Origin of the sequence: Pseudomonas sp. HS6, from assembly GCF_023375815.1 — a bacterium.
In the GTDB taxonomy this organism is placed as follows: domain Bacteria; phylum Pseudomonadota; class Gammaproteobacteria; order Pseudomonadales; family Pseudomonadaceae; genus Aquipseudomonas.
In genome coordinates, this window is sequence record NZ_CP067412.1 from 273,432 (window position 1) to 297,791 (window position 24,360).

The window sequence follows — 24,360 nt, forward strand, 5'->3', positions numbered from 1 at the left end:
CCCTTCGCAGCATTAACGGTTGACACCCCGCCGTTCGCCTGTAGAATGCCGCCACACAGACGCGGGATGGAGCAGTCTGGTAGCTCGTCGGGCTCATAACCCGAAGGTCGTCGGTTCAAATCCGGCTCCCGCAACCAAACATCAAAAAAGGCTGCTCGAAAGAGTGGCCTTTTTTGTATCTGTTGAAAAAGTCCTTTCGCAACAATGATCTGTCACTGTGCAGTGAACCGTTCAGGATCTTCAGACCTGCCAACTTGCGACTATGCTTGAGTCGCAGGCAAGACGTCTGCAATCCAAGACCTGCCCTCGCCGATACCCGACGAGAGGCGTAGTATTTTGTGATTATTTTTTTCTACAGGGATTGGTAACTTGGCTGGATACCCCCATCCTGTCGCGCACAATCCAAGAGGTGATTGATGCGCGCCAACTCGTCTGATCCACAAGACACCCTCACCGTGAATCCACCGATCAAGCCTGAGCGCATGCGCCTGCTGGATCGAATCAGCAAATACCGGCAGCCGATTGGTCTGGCGGTCACTTTGCTGCTGTTCGCTATCGCACTGATTGCCTGTCGCCATCTGCTCAGCGAACTCGACCTCTATGCCTTGCACGACTCGATTCTCGATGTACCGAAGCCCGCCCTGCTTGGCGCTTTCGGCGCGACCGTTGTCGGCTTCATCATTCTGCTGGGCTACGAATGGTCGGCCAGTCGCTATGCCGGCGTGACCATTCCGCCGCGCACGCTTGCTCTCGGCGGCTTCACGGCGTTCGCGATCGGCAACGCCATCGGCCTGTCGATGCTGTCCGGCGGTTCGGTGCGTTACCGTTTATATGCACGACTTGGCCTGGGCGCTTCGGAAGTGGCGCACATGACCCTGTTCGCCAGCCTGTCGCTGGGCTGTGCCCTGCCGCCGCTGGCAGCGCTGGCGACCCTGAGTGACCTGCCGGCCGCTTCCCAGGCGCTGGGCTTGTCCGAGGGTCTGCTGGCCACGATTGCCTCGGCAGTGCTGCTGCTCGGCGCGATTCTGGCCATCGGCATCTACCGTCGACGCCTGCCGGAGCAGCCTTTGCGTGACAACCTGCTGGTCAAGGTCGGTCGCCGCACCCTGCGCCTGCCGGGTCGACGCCTGACCTTCCTGCAACTGGTCATCACCGCTCTCGACGTGGCCGCTGCCGCCACCGTGCTCTATCTGCTGCTGCCGGAAGCCCCGCCATTCGGCGCGTTCCTGCTGGTGTATCTGCTGGCCCTGGCTGCCGGTGTTCTCAGCCATGTACCGGGTGGGGTCGGCGTCTTCGAAGCCATCCTGCTCGCGGCGTTCGCCGACAAGCTCGGTGCTGCGCCACTGGCCGCCGCCCTGCTGCTATATCGCATGATCTACGTGGTACTGCCATTGCTGGTGGCCTGCGTATTGCTGCTGATCAACGAAGGTCAGCGCCTGTTCCAGACGCAAACCATGCGAGCTGCCTCCGGTCTGGCGGCACCGATCCTCGCGGTGCTGGTGTTCCTGTCCGGTGTGGTGCTTTTGTTTTCCGGTGCGACGCCTGAAATCGATACCCGCCTGGAACACATCGCTTACCTGATCCCCCATCGCCTGGTCGATGCCTCGCACTTCGGCGCCAGCCTGATCGGCGTGCTGTGCCTGATGCTCGCCCAGGGCTTGCGTCGCCGACTGTCTGCGGCGTGGATGCTGACCACCATTCTGTTGCTGGTAGGCGCCCTGCTCTCACTGCTCAAGGGTTTCGACTGGGAAGAAGCTACGCTGATGACCCTTACTGCGGCGCTGCTGGGGGTGTTCCGTCGTTCTTTCTATCGCCCTAGTCGCCTGACCGAAGTGCCGTTCTCGCCGCTGTATCTGGTGGCGAGCCTGTGCGTACTCGGTGCTTCGACCTGGCTGTTGCTGTTCGCCTATCAGGACGTGCCGTATAGCCATCAGTTGTGGTGGCAGTTCACCCTCGACGCCGACGCTCCGCGCGGCCTGCGTTCGTTGCTCGGCGCCGCAGTGCTGTTGCTGGTGATCGCCCTGACCTGGTTGCTGCGCACCGCACGCCCGGTGATTCATCTGCCGACCCCGGACGAACTGGAGCGCGCCACGAAGATTCTGATGGCCTCCTCGCAACCGGATGGTGGCCTGGCCCTGACCGGTGATAAGGCGTTGCTGTTTCACCCCAACGACGAAGCCTTCCTGATGTACGCCCGTCGTGGCCGCAGTCTGGTGGCGCTGTACGACCCGATCGGTCCCGGCCAACAACGGGCGGAAATGATCTGGCAGTTCCGCGACCTGTGCGACATCCACCACGCCCGTCCCGTGTTCTATCAAGTGCGCGCCGAGAACCTGCCGTACTACATGGACATCGGCCTGACCGCGATCAAGCTCGGCGAAGAAGCCCGGGTCGACCTGCATCGCTTTGACCTGGAAGCCAAGGGCAAAGAGATGAAGGACCTGCGCTACACCTGGAACCGCGGCACCCGCGACGGCCTGTCGTTGGAGATCCACGAGCCGGGCCAGGCGCCGATGGATGAGCTCAAGGTGATTTCCGATGCCTGGCTGACCGGCAAGAACGTGCGCGAGAAAGGCTTCTCCCTCGGCCGTTTCAGCGACGATTACCTGAAGCATTTCCGCATCGCGGTGATTCGCTTCGAAGGCCGTCCGGTGGCGTTCGCCAACCTGCTCGAGACTTACAGCCATGACCTGGCCAGCCTCGACCTGATGCGCTCGCACCCGGACGCCCCCAAGCTGACCATGGAGTTTCTGATGGTCGGCCTGATTCAACACTATAAGAGTCACGGATACGCGCGCTTCAGCCTGGGCATGGTGCCGTTGTCGGGGTTGCAACCCCGGCGTGGTGCACCGCTGACCCAGCGTCTGGGCTCGATGGTTTTCCGCCGTGGTGAGCAGCTGTACAACTTCCAAGGCTTGCGCCGCTTCAAAGACAAGTTCCAGCCTGACTGGGAACCCCGTTATATGGCGGTGCCCGCCGGACTCGATCCGCTGGTGGCACTGGCCGATACTGCTGCCCTGATCGCGGGCGGCTTGACTGGATTGGTGAAACGCTGATGATTCAACGCTCCCTGAAGTACATCCTGGCCGCACTGATCGTGCTGGCCGTGATTGCCGGCGGCGGTTACTGGTACCTCAAACGCCCGGCACCGGAACCGACCCTCGAACAGCTCACCCCGACTGATGGCATCGCCATGACCCGGGTCATCCCCGGCACCAAGCCCAAGGCTCAGGTGCTGGTGGCGGTCGAGGACGACAAGAAACTCACCGACAACCAGCTGACCACCCTGAGCCGCAGCGCCTCGGCGCAGATCGTTCAGGTGATTCTGCCCAAGGACTGTCTGCTGCAAAGCCGCGCGCTGCAAAGCGGCCTGCGTGAGCTGAACGGCCCGGCGACCCTGGTCAGCGGCATCGGCCCTGGCGCCGTGCTGGCCTGGCGCTGGCTGTCCGAACAGAAAGACGACAAGGCCCAGGCCGTGTCGGTCGACCTGGCGCTGGAAAAAGGCGGCTGCACCCACCTGCTGCCGAAATCCGCCGCCCACGGCCACTGGCTGGTGGCCTGGAACGACAACCCGGATGACACCAGCGCCGGTTTCGTGCGTGATCAACCGAACGCCGAAACCAGCATCAGCGACTACGACATCAACCTGCCGCAAGTGCTGAACAACGAACTGCGCAAGATCCTCGTCGGTGGCGACAAAGCCGCTGGCGGCCTGCAGATCCCGGTCGTGGAAGTCCCGGCCGGCCAGGCCAAGGACACCGTGACCCTGTTCCTCTCCGGTGACGGCGGCTGGCGTGACCTCGACCGCGACGTGGCCGGTGAGATGGCCAAGATCGGCTATCCGGTCGTCGGCATCGACACCCTGCGCTACTACTGGCAGCACAAGAGCCCGGAACAGAGCGCGCTGGACCTGACCGAACTGATGCAGCACTACCGCCAGAAATGGGGCACCAAACGCTTCATCCTGACCGGCTACTCGTTCGGTGCCGACGTCCTGCCGGCGATCTACAACCGCCTGCCGGACACCGAGCAGCAACGCATCGACGCAATCATCCTGCTGGCCTTCGCCCGCACCGGCAGCTTCGAAATCGAAGTCGAAGGCTGGCTCGGCAACGCCGGCAAAGAAGCCGCCACCGGCCCGGAAATGGCCAAACTGCCACCGGCCAAGGTCGTGTGCATCTACGGCGAAGAAGAGACGGATGAAAGCGGCTGCACCGACAAGACGGCGGTGGGCGAAGCGGTGAAACTGCCTGGCGGCCACCACTTCGACGAGAACTACCCGGCGCTGGCCAAGCGGTTGGTGGATCTGATCGAGAAGCGTCAGGTCAAGGATCAGCCGGCAGAGTGATCTGATGCGCTCCAACGAAAAGCCCCCGCAGCCTTAGGGTTGCGGGGGCTTTTTCGTTCTAGCAAACGCCAGAGATCCTTGTGGGAGTCGGGCTTGCCCGCGATGACGGTGGGTCAGACAACTGATTTATAAACTGATACACCGCATTCGCGGGCAAGCCCGCTCCCACAGGGATCTCCACTGGATTCTGATAAGTGCAGAGACACAAAAAAGCCCCCGCCAGCCACAAGGCCGACGGGGGCTTTTCAATTAAGGCGGAGCCTACATCTCCACCTGCGTCCCCAACTCAATCACCCGGTTCAGCGGCAGATTGAAGAACCGCAGGTTCCCGTTGGCATTCTTCAACATGAACGCGAACAGCGCTTCACGCCAGCGGGCCATGCCTTCGAGTTTCGAGGCGATCACCGTTTCGCGGCTGAGGAAGTAGGTGGTGCGCATCGGACTGAAGTCCAGGTCGTCCAGATGGCACAGTTTCAGCGCCTGCGGCACGTCCGGCTCGTCGGTGAAGCCGAAGTGCAGGATCACCCGGAAGAAGCCTTCGCCGTAGGAATCCACTTCAAAGCGACGTGCGGGCGGCACACGCGGGATGTCTTCGTAGACCACGGTCAGCAGCACCACTTGCTCGTGCAGTACCTGGTTGTGCAGCAGGTTGTGCAACAGCGCATGCGGGACGGCGTCGGAGCGGGCGGTGAGGAACACTGCAGTGCCCTGAACCCGATGCGGTGGCTGGACGCGGATGCTGCTGATGAAGATCGGCAGCGGCAGCGCGCCTTCGTCCAGGCGCTCGACCAGCAATTGCTTGCCGCGCTTCCAGGTGGTCATCAGCACGAACAGCGCGATACCGGCGATCACCGGGAACGCGCCGCCCTGCACGATCTTCGGCACGTTGGCGGCGAAGTACAGACCGTCCACCAGCAGGAAGCCGATCAGCACCGGCACGGCCAGCACCGGTGGCCACTTCCACAGCAGCAGCATGACCGCCGACACCAGAATCGTGGTCATCAGCATGGTTCCGGTCACGGCCACGCCGTAGGCCGAGGCCAGGGCGCCGGAAGATTCGAAACCGATCACCAGCAAGACAACACCGACCATCAGCGACCAGTTCACGGCACCGATGTAGATCTGGCCCTGCTCATCACTGGAGGTGTGCTGGATGTACATGCGTGGAATGTAACCGAGCTGAATCGCCTGACGGGTCAGGGAGAACGCGCCGGAGATTACCGCTTGGGACGCGATCACCGTGGCCATGGTCGACAGGCCGACCAGCGGAATCAACGCCCAACTCGGCGCCAGCAGATAGAACGGGTTGCGCGCCGCTTCCGGATTGTCCAGCAGCAAGGCGCCCTGACCGAAGTAGTTGAGCACCAGTGCCGGCAGCACCAGCAGAAACCACGCCCGGGCAATCGGCTTGCGACCGAAGTGGCCCATGTCAGCGTACAGCGCTTCGGCACCGGTCAGCGCCAGCACCACGGCGCCGAGGATCGCCACGCCCATGCCGGCATGCACCATGAAGAAGCGCACGGCCCAGATCGGGTTCAGTGCCTTCAGTACTTCCGGGGAATGGCTGATGCCGTACACGCCGAGGGCGCCGAGCACCAGGAACCAGGTGACCATGATCGGCCCGAAGAGAATGCCGATCCGCGCTGTGCCGTGACGCTGGATCAGGAACAGGCCCACCAGCACCACCAGCGACAATGGCACGACCCAATGGTCGATCCCGTCAAACGCCAGACCCAGACCTTCGATGGCCGAGAGTACGGAGATCGCCGGGGTGATCATGCTGTCGCCGTAGAACAGCGCCGCGCCGATCAAGCCACAGACCACCAGCAGCGAACGCAACTTCCTGCGCTCCCCCGCTGCCCGCCGCGCCAGTGCGGTCAGTGCCATGATCCCGCCTTCGCCCTGGTTGTCGGCGCGCAGGACGAACATCATGTACTTGATCGATACGACCCAGATCAGCGACCAGAAGATCAGCGACAGAATGCCCAGCACCCCGTCGTGGTTGACGGGCACGCCGTAACCGCCGGAAAACACTTCTTTGAGGGTGTACAACGGGCTCGTGCCGATGTCGCCGTAAACTACCCCGACCGCCGCGACCAGCATGCTCAGCGGTTTCGCTGCCGAATGCTCGGTGCCTGCCGCGTGACTACTTGCCTGACCCATCCAACACTCCTGATTTCCAGACCGGCTTCTTTGAACGAAGCACTATGCTTTTTGATGCAGCATGCGCTGTTTTACCTGTTGTTACAGTCGTTTTGTTGACTGTAAAAAATTGGTAAAGCGTCTTGGCGCGAAGCATAGCGCAGCACTCGTCGCATTTCCCTGCATAAAGCTGGTCAAGTGCGCTGCTCGCCGCTAGAATTGCGCACTTTTTGATCAGAGGCGCAGTTCAAGCGCCCATCCATCGATTCCCGAGCCAGGCGATCGATGTCACAAAACACCGAGGTTAGACATGTCCACCACTCCTGCGCCGGCCAATCCAAAGGTTGGCTTCGTATCTCTGGGTTGCCCGAAAGCACTGGTCGACTCCGAGCGCATCCTGACCCAGCTGCGCATGGAAGGCTATGACGTGGTGTCCACCTATCAGGACGCCGACGTGGTCGTGGTCAACACCTGTGGTTTCATCGACTCGGCCAAGGCCGAATCGCTGGAAGTCATCGGCGAGGCGATCAAGGAAAACGGCAAGGTCATCGTGACCGGCTGCATGGGCGTGGAAGAAGGCAACATCCGTGACGTGCATCCGAGCGTACTGGCCGTCACCGGTCCGCAGCAGTACGAGCAAGTGGTCAACGCCGTGCACGAAGTCGTGCCGCCACGTCAGGATCACAACCCGCTGATCGACCTGGTGCCGCCACAAGGCATCAAGCTGACCCCGCGCCACTACGCGTACCTGAAGATTTCCGAAGGCTGTAACCACAGTTGCAGCTTCTGCATCATCCCGTCGATGCGCGGCAAACTGGTCAGCCGCCCGGTCGGCGACGTGCTTGACGAAGCCCAGCGTCTGGTCAAATCCGGCGTCAAAGAGCTGCTGGTGATTTCCCAGGACACCAGCGCCTACGGCGTTGACGTCAAGTACCGCACCGGTTTCTGGAACGGCGCGCCGGTGAAAACCCGCATGACCGAACTGTGCGAAGCGCTGAGCACCCTCGGCGTCTGGGTCCGTCTGCACTACGTTTACCCGTACCCGCACGTCGACGAGCTGATCCCGCTGATGGCCGCCGGCAAGATCCTGCCGTACCTGGACATCCCGTTCCAGCACGCCAGCCCGAAAGTCCTGAAGTCGATGAAACGCCCGGCGTTCGAAGACAAGACCCTGGCGCGGATCAAGAACTGGCGCGAAATCTGCCCGGACCTGATCATCCGTTCGACCTTCATCGTCGGCTTCCCGGGCGAAACCGAAGAAGACTTCCAGTACCTGTTGGACTGGCTGACCGAAGCCCAGCTCGACCGCGTCGGCTGCTTCCAGTACTCGCCAGTCGAAGGCGCGCCGGCCAATGACCTGAACCTCGACATCGTCCCGGACGACGTCAAGCAGGATCGCTGGGATCGCTTCATGGCGCACCAGCAGGAAATCAGCTCGGCACGCCTGCAAATGCGCATCGGCCGTGAAATCGAAGTGCTGGTGGACGAAGTCGACGAGCAAGGCGCGGTCGGCCGCTGCTTCTTCGATGCCCCGGAAATCGACGGCAACGTATTCATCGACAACGGCAGCAACCTCAAGCCGGGCGACAAGGTCTGGTGCAAGGTGACCGACGCCGACGAATACGACCTCTGGGCCGAACAGATCTAAACGCGAAAAATACGAAAAGCCCCGCTCTGTTTTACGAGATGCGGGGCTTTTTTACGGCTATCGTTTGTGGGGGGAAGGACTCCCCTCATTCATGACAAAGAGGCTAACGGGCATGCGTCACCATTCGGTCATCCACACGCCGAAACTCAGCGATTACCAGGAACTGACCCGGGTCTGGGAGGCCTCGGTCCGCGCGACCCATGATTTTCTGCCGGACAGTTACATCGAGCTGCTGCGCAATCTGGTGCTCACCCGCTACCTCGATGCAGTGATGTTGATTTGCACCAAGGATCGCGAACAACGCATCACCGGGTTTGCCGGCGTAGCGGCAGGCAAGATCGAAATGCTCTTCATTGACCCCGAACATCGTGGCCAAGGGCTGGGCAAGAAGCTGCTCAATTATGCGATGCAGCACTTGAACGCCGATGAACTGGACGTCAACGAACAGAACCCGCAGGCCCTGGGTTTCTACTTCAAGCAGGGGTTCGAAGTGATCGGCCGGTCGGAAGTCGACGGCATGGGCCAGCCTTATCCGTTGCTGCACATGCGTCTGAAACAGCCGGAACAGCGCGCCGTACGCGGCTAAAAGCCACAGCGTACAAATGCAATCGCGATTAACCGGCGCCAGGCAGGTACAATGCCCACCCCTTTTTTGTTACGGCCCTGTCATGACTGACCCGATTCGCCTCTCCAAACGCCTCATCGAACTGGTCGGTTGCTCCCGCCGGGAGGCCGAGCTGTTCATCGAGGGCGGCTGGGTCACCGTGGACGGCGAAGTCATCGACGAGCCGCAGTTCAAGGTCGGCGACCAGAAAGTCGAGCTCGACAAGGACGCCAAGGCCACCGCACCGGAGCCGGTGACCATTCTGCTCAACGTACCGGCGGGCATGGACATCGACACTGCCATGCAGTCGCTGAACGCCGAGACCCTCAGCGAAGAGCACCGCTACGGCAAGCGTCCACTGCGCGGGCACTTCCTGCGTCTGACCGCCAGCGCCGACCTGCAACCCAAGGCCAGCGGCCTGCTGGTGTTCACCCAGGACTGGAAGGTGCTGCGCAAGCTCACTGCCGATGCGGCCAAGATCGAGCAGGAATACGTGGTCGAAGTCGAAGGCGACATGGTCGCCCACGGCCTCAATCGCCTGCAGCACGGCCTTACCCACAAGGGCAAGGAGCTGCCGCCGGTCAAGGCCAGCTGGCAGAACGAAAACCGCCTGCGCTTCGCCATGAAAAATCCGCAGCCGGGGATCATCGCCCAGTTCTGTGAAGCGGTCGGGCTGAAGGTCGTCGGCATCCGCCGCATCCGCATCGGCGGCGTATCGATCGGCAAGGTGCCGGCCGGCCAATGGCGCTACCTGTCCGGCAAAGAGAAGTTCTAAGGCCTCTGTTGCCGCCATACATTCCGGCATCGCGTCTGCGCGGTGCCCACAGCGAACGATCAGGATTGCAAACATGGTTCATAACGACGTATTGCGCAGCGTGCGCTACATGCTCGACATCAGCGACAAGAAAGTCGTCGAGATCATCAAACTCGGCGGTCTGGACGTAACCCTCGCCGACGTGGTGACCTGGCTCGACAAGAAGGAAGAAGACGAAGAAGGTTTCGTGCGCTGTCCGGACGACGTCATCGCGCACTTCCTCGATGGCCTGGTGGTGTTCAAGCGCGGCAAGGACGAAAGCCGTCCGCCGCAGCCGATCGAAGTGCCGGTAACCAACAACATCATCCTGAAAAAGCTGCGCGTGGCCTTCGAACTGAAGGAAGACGACATGCACGCGATCCTCAAGGCCGCCGAGTTCCCGGTGTCCAAGCCTGAGTTGAGCGCGCTGTTCCGCAAGGTCGGCCACACCAACTACCGTCCGTGCGGCGACCAGTTGCTGCGCAATTTCCTCAAGGGTCTGACCCTGCGCGTTCGCGGCTGATCCCTCCGAGAACGGCGACTTCGGTCGCCGTTTTCATGCATGCCCCTCCATTCCTTCCAAAAATAGTGGCTCCGCTTTTCGCGGCCGGCGACTAGGGTGTACTGAACCCTAGCCCTCAGGATTCGCCATGCACCCGTATTTCTCCCTGCAAGGCCGCACCGCACTGGTGACCGGCGGCACCCGTGGTATCGGCAAAATGATCGCCAAAGCGTTTGTCGAGGCAGGCGCCCGCGTGTACGTCTGCTCGCGGGACGCAGAAGCCTGTCACCAGACCGCTGAAGAACTCAGTAACCTGGGCACTTGTCATGGGGTGGCGGCGAATCTGGCGACTGAAGACGGCGTAAAGGAGCTGGCCGAGCGACTGGGCGAGCAGATCACCCATCTGGACATTCTGGTGAACAACGCCGGCACCACGTGGGGGGCGCCACTGGAGAGCTACCCGGTCAAGGGTTGGGAAAAAGTGATGCAGCTCAACGTGACCTCGGTATTCAGTTGCATCCAGCAATTCCTGCCACTGCTGCGCAAGGCTGGCTCGGCGGCGAATCCCGCGCGGATCATCAACATCGGTTCAGTGGCGGGGATTTCATCTTTCGGCGAACAGGCCTACGCCTACGGGCCGAGCAAAGCGGCCCTGCATCAACTGTCACGAATCCTCGCCCGGGAACTGGTGAGCCAGCACATCAATGTCAACGTCATCGCGCCGGGGCGCTTCCCGAGCAAGATGACCCAACACATCGGCAGTGATCAGCAGGCATTGGCCGAAGACACCGCGCTGATCCCGATGAAACGCTGGGGCCGCGAAGAGGAAATGGCGGCGCTGGCGATCAGCCTGGCGAGTACCGCCGGGGCCTACATGACCGGGAATATCATTCCGCTGGATGGTGGGTTCAGCCTCTGACATCGTCGGTGCGGCTATCGCTGGCAAGCCAGCTCCCACAGGTCTTGTGGTGTACACACATGATGCGAACTCCCGCGAACCCTGTGGGAGCCGGCTTGCCGGCGATTGCGAAAGCCCTGCTACCACCAGTCTTGAAGCCTGCCGGGTTATCATGCCCGCCCTGTTTCCTGCCCTGACCCAAGACCATGACTTACAGCGTCTCCCCCATCGGCTTCGTCCGCTCCTGCTTCAAGGAGAAGTTCGCCATCCCGCGCCAGCCGCAACTGGCCCCCGCTGCCCGTGGCGTGCTGGAACTGGTGGCACCGTTCGATCAGGGCGATGCCGTGCAGGGACTGGAGCAGGTCAGTCACGTCTGGCTGCTGTTCGTGTTCCATCAGGCGCTGGAAGAAAAGCCACGCCTCAAAGTCCGCCCTCCCCGTCTCGGTGGCAACAAGTCCATGGGCGTGTTCGCTACCCGCGCCACTCACCGGCCGAACGGCATCGGCCAGTCGGTGGTGAAACTGGACAAGGTCGAGGCCAATCGCCTGTTCATCTCCGGCATTGACCTGCTGGACGGCACGCCGATTCTCGACATCAAACCCTACGTGCCTTACGCCGACATCATCACTGACGCCTCCAACAGTATCGCCAGTGCTGCGCCGCAACTGATCGACGTGCGGTGGGCGGACACGGCGCTGCTACAGGCGCACACGCACGCTCAGCGCCTTGCCGAGCCGTTGGTCGAGCTGATCGAGCAATGCCTGGCCCAGGATCCGCGTCCGGCGTACCAGACGCCCGCGCCAGAGCGCGAATACGGCGCGCAGTTCTGGGATCTGGATGTGCGCTGGCACTATCCGACGCCGGAGCAGATCCGCGTCCTGGAAGTCATCCCCGCCGAGGCGTGAACCCCGGAAACGAAAAAGCCCGCGCTGCCTTCTCAGGCAACGCGGGCTTTTCTTTGGCATCGTCGGGATTACTTCTCGACGAATGCGCGCTCGATCAGGTAATCACCCGGCTCGCGCATACGCGCCGAGATCTTCAGGCCGAAGCTGTCGAGCACTTCGCTGGTCTCGTCGAGCATGCTCGGGCTGCCGCAGATCATCGCGCGGTCGTCCTGCGGGTTGATCGGTGGCAGGCCGATGTCGCTGAACAGCTTGCCGCTGCGCATCAGGTCGGTCAGACGACCCTGATTCTCGAACGGTTCGCGGGTTACGGTCGGGTAGTAGATCAGCTTGTCACGCAGCGCCTCGCCGAAGAACTCGTTCTGCGGCAGATGCTCGGTGATGAACTCGCGGTAGGCGACTTCGTTGACGTAACGAACACCGTGAACCAGGATCACTTTCTCGAAGCGCTCGTAGGTTTCAGGGTCCTGGATCACGCTCATGAACGGCGCCAGACCGGTGCCGGTGCTCAGCAGGTACAAATGCTTGCCCGGGTTCAGGTCATCCAGCACCAAGGTGCCGGTCGGCTTCTTCGAGATGATGATCTCGTCGCCTTCCTTCAAGTGCTGCAGCTGGGAGGTCAGCGGACCGTCCTGCACCTTGATGCTGAAGAACTCGAGATGCTCTTCCCAGTTCGGGCTGGCGATCGAGTATGCGCGCATAAGCGGGCGGCCGTTGGGCTGTTGCAGGCCGATCATCACGAACTGACCGTTCTCGAAGCGCAGGCCCGGATCGCGGGTGCACTTGAAGCTGAACAGAGTGTCGTTCCAGTGATGAACACTGAGGACACGCTCGTGGTTCATGTTGCTCATGTACGTGGGACTCCTGGAGATTGATCTGCGCTTGCCCGGCTGGTCATGAAGAATGCCGACGGTGCGCAATTGCATCGCATTCTAATAGCGCCGACAATATCTGTTAACTGGATTATTAAGATAAGGGTTATCGGTTATATCGATATGCGATTTACTCTTCGTCAACTGCAAGTCTTCGTCGCCGTCGCCCAGCAGGAAAGTGTGTCCCGTGCTGCGGGTCTGCTCAACCTGTCGCAATCGGCCGCCAGCACGTCCATCACCGAACTGGAGCGCCAATCCAGCTGCCAGTTGTTCGACCGCGCCGGCAAACGCCTGAGCCTCAACGCCCTCGGCAAACAATTATTGCCGCAAGCGGTGGCCCTGCTCGATCAGGCCAAGGAAATCGAGGATCTGCTCAACGGCAAATCCGGTTTCGGCTCGCTGTCGGTGGGCGCAACCCTGACCATCGGCAATTACCTGGCGACCCTGCTGATCGGCGGTTTCATGCAGCGTCACCCGGAAAGCCAAGTGAAGCTGCACGTGCAGAACACTGCCAATATCGTGCAACAAGTGGCGCATTACGAAATTGATCTGGGTCTAATCGAAGGTGATTGCAGCCACCCGGACATCGAAGTGCAAAGCTGGGTCGAAGATGAACTGGTGGTGTTCTGCGCCCCGCAGCACCCGTTGGCCAAACGCGGCAGCGCCACCATGGAAGAGTTGACGCATGAAGCGTGGATTCTGCGTGAACAAGGCTCCGGTACTCGCCTGACCTTCGATCAGGCCATGCGCCACCATCGCAGTGCGCTGAACATTCGTCTGGAACTGGAACACACGGAAGCGATCAAGCGCGCCGTGGAATCAGGTCTGGGGATTGGCTGCATTTCGCGCCTGGCGCTGCGTGACGCCTTCCGGCGCGGCAGTCTGGTGCCGGTAGAGACGCCGGATCTGGATCTGGCGCGGCAGTTCTACTTTATCTGGCACAAACAGAAGTACCAGACCTCCGCCATGCGCGAGTTTCTCGAGCTGTGCCGCGCCTTCACCGCCGGGGTCCAGCGCAGCGACGAGATCGTCTTGCCGACGATCGCTTAAAGCAGAATCACCGCCCACACCAGGGCAATCATGCTCAGTGCCACGAATTGCGCGGCGCTGCCCATGTCCTTGGCGTTCTTGGACAGTGGGTGCAGCTCCAGGGAAATGCGGTCGATGGCCGCCTCCACCGCAGAGTTCAGCAGCTCGACGATCAGCGCCAGCAGGCACACAGCGATCAGCAACGCCTGCTCGACACGGCTGACATTCAGGAAGAACGTCAGTGGAATCAGCACCACGTTAAGTAGCACCAGCTGGCGGAACGCCGCTTCGCCGGTGAAGGCTGCGCGCAAACCGTCCAGCGAGTAACCGGAAGCGTTGAGGATGCGTTTCAGGCCCGTCTGGCCCTTGAAAGGTGACATAAAATAGATAACCGACCAAAAAGAAGTGGGGAAGCTAGATCAACGAAAGTCAAAAAAGCGTGAAGACGCCAGCTATTACTGGCTCGGAATTGACTCAAGTTGTTGCAAGAGTAAAGCCGCCTGAGTCCGGGTCCGCACGTTCAGCTTGCGAAAGATCGCCGTGACGTGGGCCTTGATGGTCGCTTCCGACACGCTCAACTCATAGGCGATCTGCTTGTTGAGCAGGCCTTCGCAGACCATGGTCAACACCCGGAACTGCTGAGGCGTCAGGCTTGCCAGGCCGTCGCTGGCAGCTTTGGCTTCGTCGGAGACGCTGACGGCTTCGAACGCCTGTGGCGGCCAGAATACATCGCCGTCCAGTACTTTGCGCACCGCTTCCTGAATCACGCTCAAGTCGCTCGACTTGGGAATGAAACCACTGGCGCCGAACTCCCGCGACTTGACCATCACCGAAGCTTCTTCCTGCGCCGAAACCATCACCACCGGAATCTGCGGGTACTGCCCGCGCAACATCACCAGCCCGGAAAATCCAAAAGCGCCCGGCATGTTCAGGTCCAGCAGCACCAGATCCCAGTCGGCCTTTTCGGTCAGGCGGGCTTCCAGTTCGGCAATGCTCGCCACTTCCACCATTCGCACATCCGGGCCAAGGCCCATCGTCACCGCTTGATGCAGTGCGCTACGAAAAAGTGGGTGATCATCGGCAATCAGGATGTCGTATGTGGCCATTTTTCAAATGATCCTGTTTTTGATGGCAGACCCGATGCATTCGAGTCTCACCAAAGCAACTCAAGATGCCGGCGCTTTTGCAGCGGCATCCACAGGGGCACGTTCAACGCCAATCACGGACAAAAACGGCGTTTCAAACCTTGGCCGCACCCCAATCGGCGCCAAGCATGCCCAGCGAAGCCGGGGTGGTCAAGCAACACGGCCACTGCTTTAGCAGTATGGGCCAGTATCAGACGGCGACCGGTTGCGCGTTTTGAATGAATGGCAGCAACTCGACATGGGCCGGCGTCGACACGTTCACATCAAGCTGCTGTTTGGCGCCCAGGTAATGCTGGCTGAACACATCGAAATAGGCGTCCAGCGCCGAGGCGCCATCCGTATCGCCCGCCAGTTCCAGGCACAGCGCCGCCACTTCGGCGGTGCACAAGTGCTCGCTGCGGGTCGAACGGCGCAGGCGATAACGCGACAGTTTGTCGGGCAACAGACTTAGGATCGGCAAGCGGTCGAAGTACGGGCTTTTGCGGAAGATCTTGCGCGCCTCGGTCCAGGTTGCGTCCAGCAGGATAAACAGCGGGCGCTTGCTGGTATCGAGATCCACGGTGTTGGTCACCCGCGAAGGTTCGACGTACTCGCCGGGGAACACGAGATATGGTTGCCATTGCGGGTCGTTCAGCAGCGCCAGCAGTTGTTCGTCCGGTTCGGTCCGCGACCAGATGAAAGCGTGATTGTCCCGCACGATGTCGGCGATCAACCAGCCGGTGTTGCTTGGCTTGAACACTTCCTTGCCGGTCATGATCAGGCAGACACCGGAGCGAGTGTCGACAGTCGGGCGCCAGGCGCACAGGCAATGGCTGATGATCACCCGACAGTCACGGCAACGCTCGGAGCGAAAACCACGGGCCTGAATCGGCTTGATGCCCTCATCCTCGCGCTGATCGCGCAGGCGGGCCACGGCGTTGGGGGCATGGTTCATTGCGGGCGACGCCGACTGACAGGAAAACTCGACACGAACAACTCTCGGCAAGGCAATAAAGGCCGGCAGTTTATCAGAGCGACGGGCACAAGCCTGTACCCTCCCGACCGGCTCCCCTATAATTCGCCGCCACTGAACGCACAGCCACGGGGCTGGTCGAACCACCAGTCACTGAATCAGGAGAGTTTCATGCTGCGCCTTATCGTTCCTACCGCGGCCATTGCGCTGGCGTTGTCCTTCAGCGCACAGGCTGCGTCCCTGAAAGAGCAGAACCTGAACAAGGAACTGCAAAACGTCGCCGCTCAAAGCAGTGCCGGTACGCCACGAGCGATCAACGAAGACATTCTCGATCAGGGCTACACCGTCGAAGGCACCACGCTGATCAATCACCTGAGCGTGCAGGCAAGCCATGCCGACAAAATGCGCGCCGATCCCAAAGCCGTTTATTTCCAGTTGGGCGCTTCGGTCTGCAACAACCCGTCGTACCGCAAGCTGATGGCCAAGGGTGCCGTGATGCGTTACGACTTCAGCGAAGTGAAGACCAACAAGGCCATCGGCTCCGCCAGCTATCAGGAATCGGATTGCCCGAAAGCCGCCCCGGCGAAGAAAAAGTAACTATCCGGAAAAAGTAACTATCTGGAATTGGCGCGCCGCTGTTCATCCTCGGCGCGCAGTTCGGCCAACAAGGCCTGCAGATAACGCGAACGGCGATCCCCTCCCGACAAGCGCCGGCAGCACTCCTCTTCGAGACTCACATGATTGGTCTCGGCCGATGCTTTCAACATTCGATACAGCTGTGTATCGATCTCCAGAATGACTCTGGTCATGTGTCCCGCCTCCTTGCCATCCACAAATCCTTGAAGAGCGTGCACCTTGCGTACGGTCTTTGACGCAAAGTTGTCGTACGGCGCCTTTAACTTAGTAAATCAGAGCATTCAGCCCTCGACGTGGCATCAGACGAGCGGTGAAAACACTTCGCAAAGCGACAATAAGCAGTTGCCAGGAAAGACTTTGCGGCGCGATGCTCAATGAGCGAGAAATGCTTTGAGGGTCTAGATTCAAAGTATTCCCGATCAATTTATTAACGGCAGGAAAGGAGCTGCCGGCTATTTGTTTTCTTGCAGCGCGGCACTGACGCCGCACGTCAGGGCCGAAGGCTCTGTGCAGAAGGAGAAGTTGCATGCCTTACCAACCGAATGACCTGCTCAGCCGTCATTTTCAGGAAAGCGGCCACGACCTCACCGGCAAGGTCGAAGAACAACTCAACCTGGTTTCCCCTAACAGTCCGAACATCCCCATCTACCGCGACATGATCCTGACCGTGCTGCGCATGGCCCAGGAAGACCACAATCGCTGGAACGCCAAGATCACCCTACAAGCCCTGCGTGAACTGGAGCAGGCGTTTCGAACGCTGGAGCAGTTCAAGGGCCGGCGCAAGGTCACCGTATTCGGTTCGGCGCGCACTCCGGTCGAGCATCCGCTGTACGCCATGGCCCGTGAACTGGGCGCAGCCCTGGCCAGATCAGACATGATGGTCATCACCGGTGCCGGTGGTGGAATCATGGCCGCCGCGCATGAAGGGGCCGGCCGCGATCACAGCCTGGGGTTCAACATCACCCTGCCCTTCGAACAGCATGCCAACCCTACCGTGGACGGCACCGGGAACCTGCTGCCCTTCCACTTTTTTTTCACGCGCAAACTGTTCTTCGTCAAGGAAGCCGATGCACTGGTGCTGTGCCCCGGCGGCTTCGGCACGCTGGACGAAGCGCTGGAAGTCCTGACCCTGATCCAGACCGGCAAGAGCCCGCTGGTGCCAGTGGTACTGCTGGACGCGCCGGGCGGCACGTTCTGGCAAGGGGCGCTGGATTTCATCCGCCAACAACTGGAGGAGAACCGCTACATCCTGCCAACCGATCTGAAGCTGATGCGCCTGGTCTACAGCGTTGAAGAGGCGGTGCAGCAGATCAATCAGTTCTACAGCAACTTCCACTCCAGCCGCTGGCTCAAGCGTCAATTCGTGATTCGGATGAACCACAAGCTCAGCGATCAGGCACTCGATCACATGCAGGAAGCCTTCGCCGATCTGTGCCTGAGCGACAGGTTCCATCAACACGCCTACAGCGGCGAGGAACATGACGAGGCCCGGTTCAGCCACTTGGCACGACTGGCCTTCGCCTTCAACGCCCGGGATCACGGGCGCCTGCGCGAGCTGGTGGACTTCATCAACCTGCCGGAAAACTGGGCCCAGTCCAGACCCCAAACGGCGCAGCACAACCGCGAACCGTCGAAGGTAATCTGAAGGCAAAAAAAAACGGCCCGCTATCGAAATAGCGGGCCGTTTTTTTATTTTTTGATTGAAGCTGGAGCCGATTTAATCGTCCATCCCTCTGCCGCTGAACAAGCGGTTGATCATCTCCATCGAGAACCCTCGATACGCCAGAAACCGGCCTTGTCTGGCTCGCTCCTTGGCGTCGACGGGAAGCTGTCCGGAGAACTTCCGTTGCCACGTGTCTGTGAGCTGTTCCTGCCAGCTGATACCGCTCTCGCGCAAGGCAAGTTCGATATCGGCACGCTGCAAGCCGCGCTGGCTGAGCTCCTCACGAATCCGTAACGGGCCATAACCTGAGCGGGCGCGGTAAGAAACAAAGCTTTCCAGATAACGGGCTTCGGATAGCAGCCCTTCTTCCGTCAAGCGGTCGAGGGCTGTTTCGATCATTTCGGGTTGGGCGCCGCGCTGACGCAGTTTACGCGTCAGCTCGACTCGACCGTGCTCGCGACGTGCGAGCAGGTCCATTGAGGTTCGCCGCACCGCGACGAGGGTATCGAGTACGGCGGTTGTCATCGGTGCAATCAGATGTCAGCGTCAGCCAGGTCGTCTTCGGTCTCTTTGACCGCAGACGTCTTGGAGTCGGCGATCACTGTCGGCGTCAGCAACTTGTCACGCAGTTGCTTCTCGAGCTTGGCAGCGACTTCCGGGTTGTCTGCCAGGAACTTGGCCGAGTTGGCCTTGCCCTGACCGATCTTGGTGCCTTCGTAGGCATACCAGGCGCCGGACTTCTCAACGAAACCGTGCAGCACGCCCAGGTCGATCATCTCGCCGTTCAGGTAGATGCCCTTGCCATAAAGAATCTGGAACTCGGCCTGACGGAACGGCGAAGCCACCTTGTTCTTTACAACCTTGACGCGGGTTTCGCTGCCGACCACTTCGTCGCCTTCCTTCACCGCGCCGGTACGGCGGATGTCGAGACGAACCGAAGCGTAGAACTTCAGCGCGTTACCACCGGTGGTGGTTTCCGGGCTGCCGAACATCACGCCGATCTTCATGCGGATCTGGTTGATGAAGATCACCAGGCAGTTGGCGTTCTTGATGTTACCGGTGATTTTACGCAGCGCCTGGGACATCAGACGGGCTTGCAGGCCCACGTGCATGTCACCCATTTCGCCTTCGATTTCAGCCTTCGGTACCAGTGCAGCCACGGAGTCGACGATGATCACGTCAACGGCGTTGGAGCGCACCAGCATGTCGGTGATTTCCAGGGCCTGTTCGCCGGTGTCCGGCTGGGAAACCAGCAGGTCGTCGACGTTGACGCCCAGTTTGCCGGCATACTCAGGGTCGAGGGCGTGTTCGGCGTCGACGAATGCGCAGGTCGCGCCGGCCTTCTGGGCCTGGGCGATCACCGACAGCGTCAGTGTGGTTTTACCGGAAGATTCAGGACCGTAGATTTCAACAATACGACCTTTTGGCAGGCCGCCGATGCCGAGCGCGATGTCCAGACCCAGAGAGCCGGTAGAAATGGCCGGGATCGCCTGACGATCCTGATCGCCCATACGCATTACGGCACCCTTGCCGAATTGACGTTCGATCTGACCCAGGGCCGCAGCCAAGGCTTTCTTCTTGTTGTCGTCCATTAAAGTCCTCACGTAATCAATAAGGCCTGACGGCCAACACCTGTATAAGTAGCCAGTATTATTCCACAGCGTTTGCGGATCGCCTACCCCTGATTTTCGATTTCTCGTGCCGCTAGTCGCAGGAGCCCCTCTAGCGCGGCCTTCACCGTTTGTCGGCGGACTTCGTCGCGGTTGCCGGGGAAGTGCTGAACCTCACTGGAAACCGCATCACCCACCCCCCAGGCCAGCCACACCGTGCCCACCGGTTTGTTCGGCGAACCGCCGTCCGGCCCGGCCACGCCGCTGACCGCCACGGCAAATCGTGCTCGGCTTTTTTCCTGGGCGCCGCGCGTCATGGCCTCGACCACCTCGCGACTGACTGCACCGACCGTGGGAAACAGATCCGCCGGCACATTCAACTGCTGGGTTTTCTGTCGGTTGGAATACGTGACATAACCGGCCTCGAACCACGCCGAGCTCCCAGGGATCCGGGTGATGGCTTCGGCAATCCCGCCACCGGTGCAGGACTCGGCGGTGGTGACGTGGGCGTTGAGCAATTGCAGGCGTCGGCCAAGTTCGGCCGCCAATTGAGTGATTTCTTTCACGGCGCGCTCCGGATCGGATGGAATGCGTACCACCGTACACGAGCCGGTTGCGCTTTCAATACACAGACTCATTCAAAATGTGCAGGCGCCAGCGCTCTGATATAGGCCTGACAGGCTTGGAGGGCAATCAGTCCGCGGTCGCCTTCGCCGGTGATGGCGACAATTCGTTGAGCATGCGCCGGGTCAAGTCGGGCGCGTACGGTTGCATGATCCACGCCGCCGGCGCCGGAGGCGGCTGGCACACCGCAGCCTTGGGCGGCGTCGCCTGCATCGATGAGGACTGACAGGCGCAGATCAGCAGTGGCAAGGCGATCGCGCAGGCGATCCTGATCACGTTGGGCATCGCTGAGTGCTCGATAGTGGGTTTGTTCACTGGCCGCGAGCCGTTGCTCCAGGGCCAGACGCTTGTCCTGCTCGGCCTGTTGCGCAGTGGCGGCCACCAGGGTCATTTGGTTGAGGGTTTCAGCGTGCAGCCGGGCCTGCTCGGCCAGTTGTCGGCCGTAGCGCCAGTCCTGAAACTGCCAGGCCAGCGCCGCTGCCCCCGCAGCCAGCAACACTACGCCAATCAGCCGCCAGGTATTCAGACTGAAGGCAGGCATAGCACCGCCCTCGCCCGTCCCCAAAGCTCAAGCCGATCCTGCAAACCGTTCAACCCGCCGTTGATACGCCGGGTGATGCTGTTGAACTCATCACGGTCGGCCAGTGCGTTCAGGCCGTTCTGTTCCCAGAACCACGCGGCAGACTCAGCCGCCCATTGCGGTTGTTCCAGCAACTCCGGCAACGCCAGCAGTCGTTCATCGCCGAACAGCCCGAGGCTGCACTGGCGATAGCTGGTGCGACCGGTGATCTGGATCAGCCCGCGGCCGCGATACTTCTGCCCGTCGCCATCGGCTTCCGGTGTATTGCCCAGACGCAAGGCCAGCGTACCGGTGTCGTACTTGCTCAGGTACTGGTTGTTGCCCAACTCACGCACGTACTGCAATTGGCCGGACTCATGTCCGATCTGAGCGAGAAACGCGGCGATACGCTTGGGCGCGTCTATGCGATGGCGAGCCATGGCATCGTTTAGCGGTGAAACAAAAACGCCCGCTTGTCGGCGGGCGTTGGGCATGATGTTGAGTAAGTTGTCTTCAGTAATTTGCATAATGCTTGATCCTCCCTGGATGCGCCGATTGAATCATGATTGGCGGCCAACGCCCCCCAGCCATTTTTTTGCCAGAGTTGTCAGGGTGCTGTTCGGTGCAGATTCCTCCAATGCTTCATTCAAGGGCAACACCTGGCCCCCGGACAAAAGCCACGCTTGATATTCCAGCCAATCCCTATTGGAAGGATCCTGTGGAACATATGCCAGGTCGCTCAGACGAAGAACGCCGCTGGCGGTCAATTGATAACTCATTGTTTCTCCTAAAGTTCAGCGTCGGCAGTCCATTCGATCTGCAAGGTCTGGCCGGGCAAGCTGCCGACCGGAGTAACGGTGGCAAACGAAATGGCGCGCTCCGTCAATCCCTGCAGAACACTGCCGGTACATGGCCCCACGGCCTGATTCCATACTTGATTGCTGGTATTGCCAGGGCAATACATGACGACGGTAGGTAACACCCTCTTTTGCACCAACATGCCTGTCGTCATCGCGAACTGACCGCTATTAGCAGGCGCCGCTTGCGTGAACGTTGAAATGCAGGTGTTGGAGCCATTGTTCGCCCGGACCGGTAACCAAGTGGCAAAGGACTTCTCGAAGTAACGCTGGCAAAGCATCAACTCTTCAGCCACTGGACGATACTCGAAAGGTGTGGATACCGGCCCCTCCTCCATTTGGATCTGCGCCAGATCCACGGTCTGCAAAACATTCAATGGCAAGTCGAACGCAAGCCTCACGAAGTTGTTGGCCCCCAGCATCTTCCCGGCAATACCTGGCAGGCGAAATGACGCGCTGTACTTCTTCCACGACGTGCCCAGTTGAAAGACATCGACCGTTTTTTCAACAGACTCGGAACCTGCGGTACCGAAGTTCTGAGTGACCGACACTCTCAGCTGCCGTGCCGCATCGGACCGCGCCCAGAATGTTACGGTAGCGGTTTTGCCTGCCAGGGTTCGTACCGATTCGATAGCCTGGGAGATTCTGTGGATCGTGGCTCCAGCTCCCACCTGAGTCTGCTGCCAACGCAGAAAAAACTGCGGTTCATCGGCAACTTCAGTTTGACCGGGTGCAAAACCCTGCTGAGATATGGCGACTCCTGCACTGCCATTCCAGTCGCAGCGAAAGCGATCAGCCACATAGCCGCCAATGTTTGGCCCGAGGTTGGTTGGACCGCGTTGCCAGATATCAAACCCGCCATTGATCAGTACGTTCCGGCGATACACCTGCACCGGAAATTGTTGCAGCGGATCGGGCTTCGCCAATTGACGAATCGCCTGCGCCAATTGATCGGTCTGCTGCTCGTCAGGCTTAAGACCGGCGGCGGTAATCGCGCCGAGAATTTCCTGAGTAACGCTGTTGCCCCAGCTCGCAGGAATCAGCGATCCAGGGGTGCCGGCGATCGCGTCTTCGTCGACGAATCTGCCGTCGACCAAACCTGACCCCGGAACACTTTTTGGGTAGTCCATAATGGTTTTCCTTGATAGTCCGGTTTTGCCACATCGGGCAATCCGCTCAGTTGTTTGCTCGCAGCAGACCTTCCAGCCAATCCGGCTCTACCGGGCGGGCGCGCGCATCCGGAAACTCCGGATCATCGGGCCAGTCGCGCAATGCCTGCCGATAGGCGAGTAGCTGTTTGAACTCTTCAGTGCGCAGCGTCGTGCCCTCGCCGACTTCCAGCTCTTCCGCGTCACGCCATACCAGCCATTGGGTGTCACGAAGAACAGCATTGCGCCATGCGCGTTCATGACTGACCGCAACCTCAGGGGAGATGACCGGATCGATCAGTACGGGTTGCCCGCTGGCACTGGCGCTGATGACCTTGCCCGTTGCCTGTCCGGCAAACAGTTCGGCGTATTGGGCACGGGTGATTTCCACAGCCCCTTCAGGCGGTTCCGGATAGGGGCTGTCGACCAGATGGAATCCGCGTGTCTGTGCGTAAAAGTAAATAGTCATGGTTATCGCCCCCAAACCAATATGCGTCCTGAAATTCCCGGGTCGGGCTTCACGCTTGACGCCAGAACACTGCGAACCCTGGCAACAGCCGTGGTTGTATTGGAAGCTCCCAGGTCGAACGCCCAGACAGTCACGTTGGCGGTGCCCCAACCCGCCGGGTTGGCCTCGTTCGCGATACCACCGAGGACCGCATTGGGAAACATCGTCGGCAACGACACCGTCATGTTGCCATTTGCATCGGAGCCCCCTACCACCCACTGCACGATCAAACCGCTGGGAAATTTCTGCCAGCCCGTCGTAGCGAACTGAGCCCCGTAGGCCGCCGAATATTTCAGCGCGGCGGTGCCATAAACCACCCAGACACCGGATTCCCGGACAAAGGTCGCACTCTCGCCGGCGTTCATCGTGATCGAACCCAGATAGGCCCCCTGGGGACTGATCTGCGTACCGGTTTTACTGGCAACGGTGATCCCTGCCACGTTGCGACAATGCAGGCGGATCGTTGCGCCGCTGGGCAGCGGAACCGCGTCCGGCAGCGTCACCGTGTAAGCAGCAATTCCGCCCAGGCCGATCGAACAGCCGACATCGGCCACCGTCAGTTGGGCTGCACCGGAAATACCACGCGAACTGGCGGAGCTGCCCAGCGCCCGCTGAACAAACTCGGCGGTTGCGGCAGAGCGACTGACATCAAATTGTGCAGCTGTCGTGAACAACGCCGGGCTGCGCAATGCGTCTAGCAGTTGATGAGTGTTCCCCTCGTTCGGCGTCATGCCGGCGGCCTGGACGACACTGAGAATTTCCTGCGTGACGCCATTGCCCCACGCCGCCGGAATCAGCGAGCCGGGTTTTCCGGCGATCGGTTCCTCATCGGCAAACTGTCCATTGACCAGCCCGACGCTGGGCACACTCTTGGGATAGTCCAAGGTTTATCTCCTTATCTGAAAACTTGGGTTGCGTGA

The 24,360-nt window shown here is 60.4% G+C and carries 26 protein-coding genes and 1 tRNA gene; 12 read left to right on the forward strand and 15 right to left on the reverse strand.

The annotated features are described in order from the left end of the window. The first annotated feature begins 60 nt into the window (after positions 1 to 60). From JJN09_RS01345 to JJN09_RS01355, 3 genes are all read left to right on the forward strand, one after another. Positions 61 to 137 (forward strand) — tRNA-Met (locus JJN09_RS01345). A gap of 279 nt (positions 138 to 416) precedes the next feature. Continuing rightward, positions 417 to 3,056, forward strand: a complete 2,640-nt coding sequence (gene mprF, locus JJN09_RS01350) for a bifunctional lysylphosphatidylglycerol flippase/synthetase MprF (RefSeq protein WP_249485133.1) — start codon at positions 417 to 419, stop codon at positions 3,054 to 3,056. Beyond that, the gene (locus JJN09_RS01355; protein WP_249485134.1) at positions 3,056 to 4,348 is read left to right on the forward strand and encodes a virulence factor family protein; all 1,293 of its coding nucleotides are present in this window, start codon (positions 3,056 to 3,058) and stop codon (positions 4,346 to 4,348) included. Before mprF ends, JJN09_RS01355 begins: the two co-directional genes overlap by 1 nt. A 261-nt stretch (positions 4,349 to 4,609) precedes the next feature. Here JJN09_RS01355 and JJN09_RS01360 read toward each other — a convergent pair whose 3' ends face one another. After that, the gene (locus JJN09_RS01360; RefSeq protein WP_249485135.1) at positions 4,610 to 6,511 is read right to left on the reverse strand and encodes a potassium transporter Kup; all 1,902 of its coding nucleotides are present in this window, start codon (positions 6,509 to 6,511) and stop codon (positions 4,610 to 4,612) included. A 289-nt stretch (positions 6,512 to 6,800) separates the two neighbouring features. On the opposite strand from JJN09_RS01360, the gene rimO reads away from it, so the two are divergent. From rimO to tsaA, 6 genes are all read left to right on the forward strand, one after another. Next, positions 6,801 to 8,138: a 30S ribosomal protein S12 methylthiotransferase RimO gene (rimO, locus tag JJN09_RS01365; RefSeq protein WP_249485136.1), complete on the forward strand. Its 1,338-nt coding sequence runs from the start codon at positions 6,801 to 6,803 to the stop codon at positions 8,136 to 8,138. 112 nt (positions 8,139 to 8,250) lie between these two features. Continuing rightward, entirely contained in the window at positions 8,251 to 8,724 is a 474-nt protein-coding gene (locus tag JJN09_RS01370) for a GNAT family N-acetyltransferase (RefSeq protein ID WP_166220962.1), read from the forward strand. A gap of 82 nt (positions 8,725 to 8,806) precedes the next feature. After that, the gene (locus tag JJN09_RS01375) at positions 8,807 to 9,517 is read left to right on the forward strand and encodes an rRNA pseudouridine synthase (RefSeq protein ID WP_096819560.1); all 711 of its coding nucleotides are present in this window, start codon (positions 8,807 to 8,809) and stop codon (positions 9,515 to 9,517) included. Between the two features lie 73 nt (positions 9,518 to 9,590). Then, positions 9,591 to 10,058 carry a DUF1456 family protein gene (locus JJN09_RS01380; RefSeq protein WP_249485137.1) on the forward strand — a complete coding sequence of 156 codons (468 nt, stop codon included), beginning with the start codon at positions 9,591 to 9,593 and terminating at the stop codon, positions 10,056 to 10,058. Positions 10,059 to 10,185: 127 nt separating this feature from the next. Next, positions 10,186 to 10,956: an SDR family oxidoreductase gene (locus tag JJN09_RS01385; protein WP_249485138.1), complete on the forward strand. Its 771-nt coding sequence runs from the start codon at positions 10,186 to 10,188 to the stop codon at positions 10,954 to 10,956. Between the two features lie 185 nt (positions 10,957 to 11,141). Next, on the forward strand, positions 11,142 to 11,840 hold the full coding sequence (gene tsaA, locus JJN09_RS01390; protein ID WP_249485139.1) for a tRNA (N6-threonylcarbamoyladenosine(37)-N6)-methyltransferase TrmO: 699 nt from the start codon (positions 11,142 to 11,144) through the stop codon (positions 11,838 to 11,840). A gap of 68 nt (positions 11,841 to 11,908) precedes the next feature. Here tsaA and fpr read toward each other — a convergent pair whose 3' ends face one another. Further along, the gene (gene fpr, locus JJN09_RS01395; RefSeq protein ID WP_007908723.1) at positions 11,909 to 12,688 is read right to left on the reverse strand and encodes a ferredoxin-NADP reductase; all 780 of its coding nucleotides are present in this window, start codon (positions 12,686 to 12,688) and stop codon (positions 11,909 to 11,911) included. A 144-nt stretch (positions 12,689 to 12,832) separates the two neighbouring features. On the opposite strand from fpr, the gene JJN09_RS01400 reads away from it, so the two are divergent. Then, complete coding sequence (locus JJN09_RS01400; RefSeq protein WP_249485140.1) at positions 12,833 to 13,759, forward strand: LysR family transcriptional regulator; 927 nt, start codon at positions 12,833 to 12,835, stop codon at positions 13,757 to 13,759. Here the strand turns inward: JJN09_RS01400 and JJN09_RS01405 are convergent. From JJN09_RS01405 to JJN09_RS01415, 3 genes are all read right to left on the reverse strand, one after another. Further along, positions 13,756 to 14,118, reverse strand: coding sequence for a diacylglycerol kinase (locus JJN09_RS01405; RefSeq protein ID WP_003222276.1), 363 nt, complete (start codon positions 14,116 to 14,118; stop codon positions 13,756 to 13,758). The two genes, JJN09_RS01400 and JJN09_RS01405, sit on opposite strands and share 4 nt — an antisense overlap. Positions 14,119 to 14,193: 75 nt before the next feature. Further along, positions 14,194 to 14,844: a response regulator transcription factor ErdR gene (erdR, locus tag JJN09_RS01410; protein WP_085647827.1), complete on the reverse strand. Its 651-nt coding sequence runs from the start codon at positions 14,842 to 14,844 to the stop codon at positions 14,194 to 14,196. A 229-nt stretch (positions 14,845 to 15,073) separates the two neighbouring features. Then, a complete protein-coding gene (locus JJN09_RS01415; RefSeq protein WP_249485141.1) occupies positions 15,074 to 15,817 on the reverse strand; it encodes a tRNA-uridine aminocarboxypropyltransferase in 744 nt (247 codons plus the stop codon). Positions 15,818 to 16,006: 189 nt separating this feature from the next. Between JJN09_RS01415 and JJN09_RS01420 the strand changes: the two genes are divergently transcribed. Then, complete coding sequence (locus tag JJN09_RS01420) at positions 16,007 to 16,432, forward strand: PA3611 family quorum-sensing-regulated virulence factor (protein ID WP_096819565.1); 426 nt, start codon at positions 16,007 to 16,009, stop codon at positions 16,430 to 16,432. A 17-nt stretch (positions 16,433 to 16,449) separates the two neighbouring features. Here JJN09_RS01420 and JJN09_RS01425 read toward each other — a convergent pair whose 3' ends face one another. Beyond that, complete coding sequence (locus tag JJN09_RS01425; RefSeq protein WP_096819566.1) at positions 16,450 to 16,644, reverse strand: hypothetical protein; 195 nt, start codon at positions 16,642 to 16,644, stop codon at positions 16,450 to 16,452. Between the two features lie 353 nt (positions 16,645 to 16,997). On the opposite strand from JJN09_RS01425, the gene JJN09_RS01430 reads away from it, so the two are divergent. Further along, positions 16,998 to 18,116: a TIGR00730 family Rossman fold protein gene (locus JJN09_RS01430; protein WP_249485142.1), complete on the forward strand. Its 1,119-nt coding sequence runs from the start codon at positions 16,998 to 17,000 to the stop codon at positions 18,114 to 18,116. 72 nt (positions 18,117 to 18,188) lie between these two features. Here JJN09_RS01430 and recX read toward each other — a convergent pair whose 3' ends face one another. From recX to JJN09_RS01475, 9 genes are all read right to left on the reverse strand, one after another. Then, positions 18,189 to 18,659, reverse strand: a complete 471-nt coding sequence (gene recX, locus JJN09_RS01435; protein ID WP_249485143.1) for a recombination regulator RecX — start codon at positions 18,657 to 18,659, stop codon at positions 18,189 to 18,191. A gap of 8 nt (positions 18,660 to 18,667) precedes the next feature. After that, on the reverse strand, positions 18,668 to 19,726 hold the full coding sequence (gene recA / locus JJN09_RS01440) for a recombinase RecA (RefSeq protein ID WP_249485144.1): 1,059 nt from the start codon (positions 19,724 to 19,726) through the stop codon (positions 18,668 to 18,670). 83 nt (positions 19,727 to 19,809) lie between these two features. Continuing rightward, positions 19,810 to 20,310: a CinA family protein gene (locus JJN09_RS01445; RefSeq protein WP_249485145.1), complete on the reverse strand. Its 501-nt coding sequence runs from the start codon at positions 20,308 to 20,310 to the stop codon at positions 19,810 to 19,812. A 68-nt stretch (positions 20,311 to 20,378) separates the two neighbouring features. Further along, positions 20,379 to 20,909 carry a lysis system i-spanin subunit Rz gene (locus JJN09_RS01450; RefSeq protein WP_249485146.1) on the reverse strand — a complete coding sequence of 177 codons (531 nt, stop codon included), beginning with the start codon at positions 20,907 to 20,909 and terminating at the stop codon, positions 20,379 to 20,381. Then, entirely contained in the window at positions 20,891 to 21,454 is a 564-nt protein-coding gene (locus JJN09_RS01455; RefSeq protein ID WP_249485147.1) for a glycoside hydrolase family 19 protein, read from the reverse strand. The genes JJN09_RS01450 and JJN09_RS01455 overlap by 19 nt, the downstream gene beginning before the upstream one ends. A 33-nt stretch (positions 21,455 to 21,487) precedes the next feature. Next, complete coding sequence (locus JJN09_RS01460) at positions 21,488 to 21,706, reverse strand: hypothetical protein (RefSeq protein WP_249485148.1); 219 nt, start codon at positions 21,704 to 21,706, stop codon at positions 21,488 to 21,490. An 8-nt stretch (positions 21,707 to 21,714) separates the two neighbouring features. Continuing rightward, entirely contained in the window at positions 21,715 to 22,914 is a 1,200-nt protein-coding gene (locus tag JJN09_RS01465) for a carbohydrate-binding protein CenC (protein ID WP_249485149.1), read from the reverse strand. Positions 22,915 to 22,960: 46 nt separating this feature from the next. After that, the gene (locus tag JJN09_RS01470; RefSeq protein WP_249485150.1) at positions 22,961 to 23,401 is read right to left on the reverse strand and encodes a phage tail assembly chaperone; all 441 of its coding nucleotides are present in this window, start codon (positions 23,399 to 23,401) and stop codon (positions 22,961 to 22,963) included. Between the two features lie 2 nt (positions 23,402 to 23,403). After that, positions 23,404 to 24,324, reverse strand: coding sequence for a phage tail protein (locus tag JJN09_RS01475; RefSeq protein ID WP_249485151.1), 921 nt, complete (start codon positions 24,322 to 24,324; stop codon positions 23,404 to 23,406). Positions 24,325 to 24,360 lie beyond the last annotated feature (36 nt).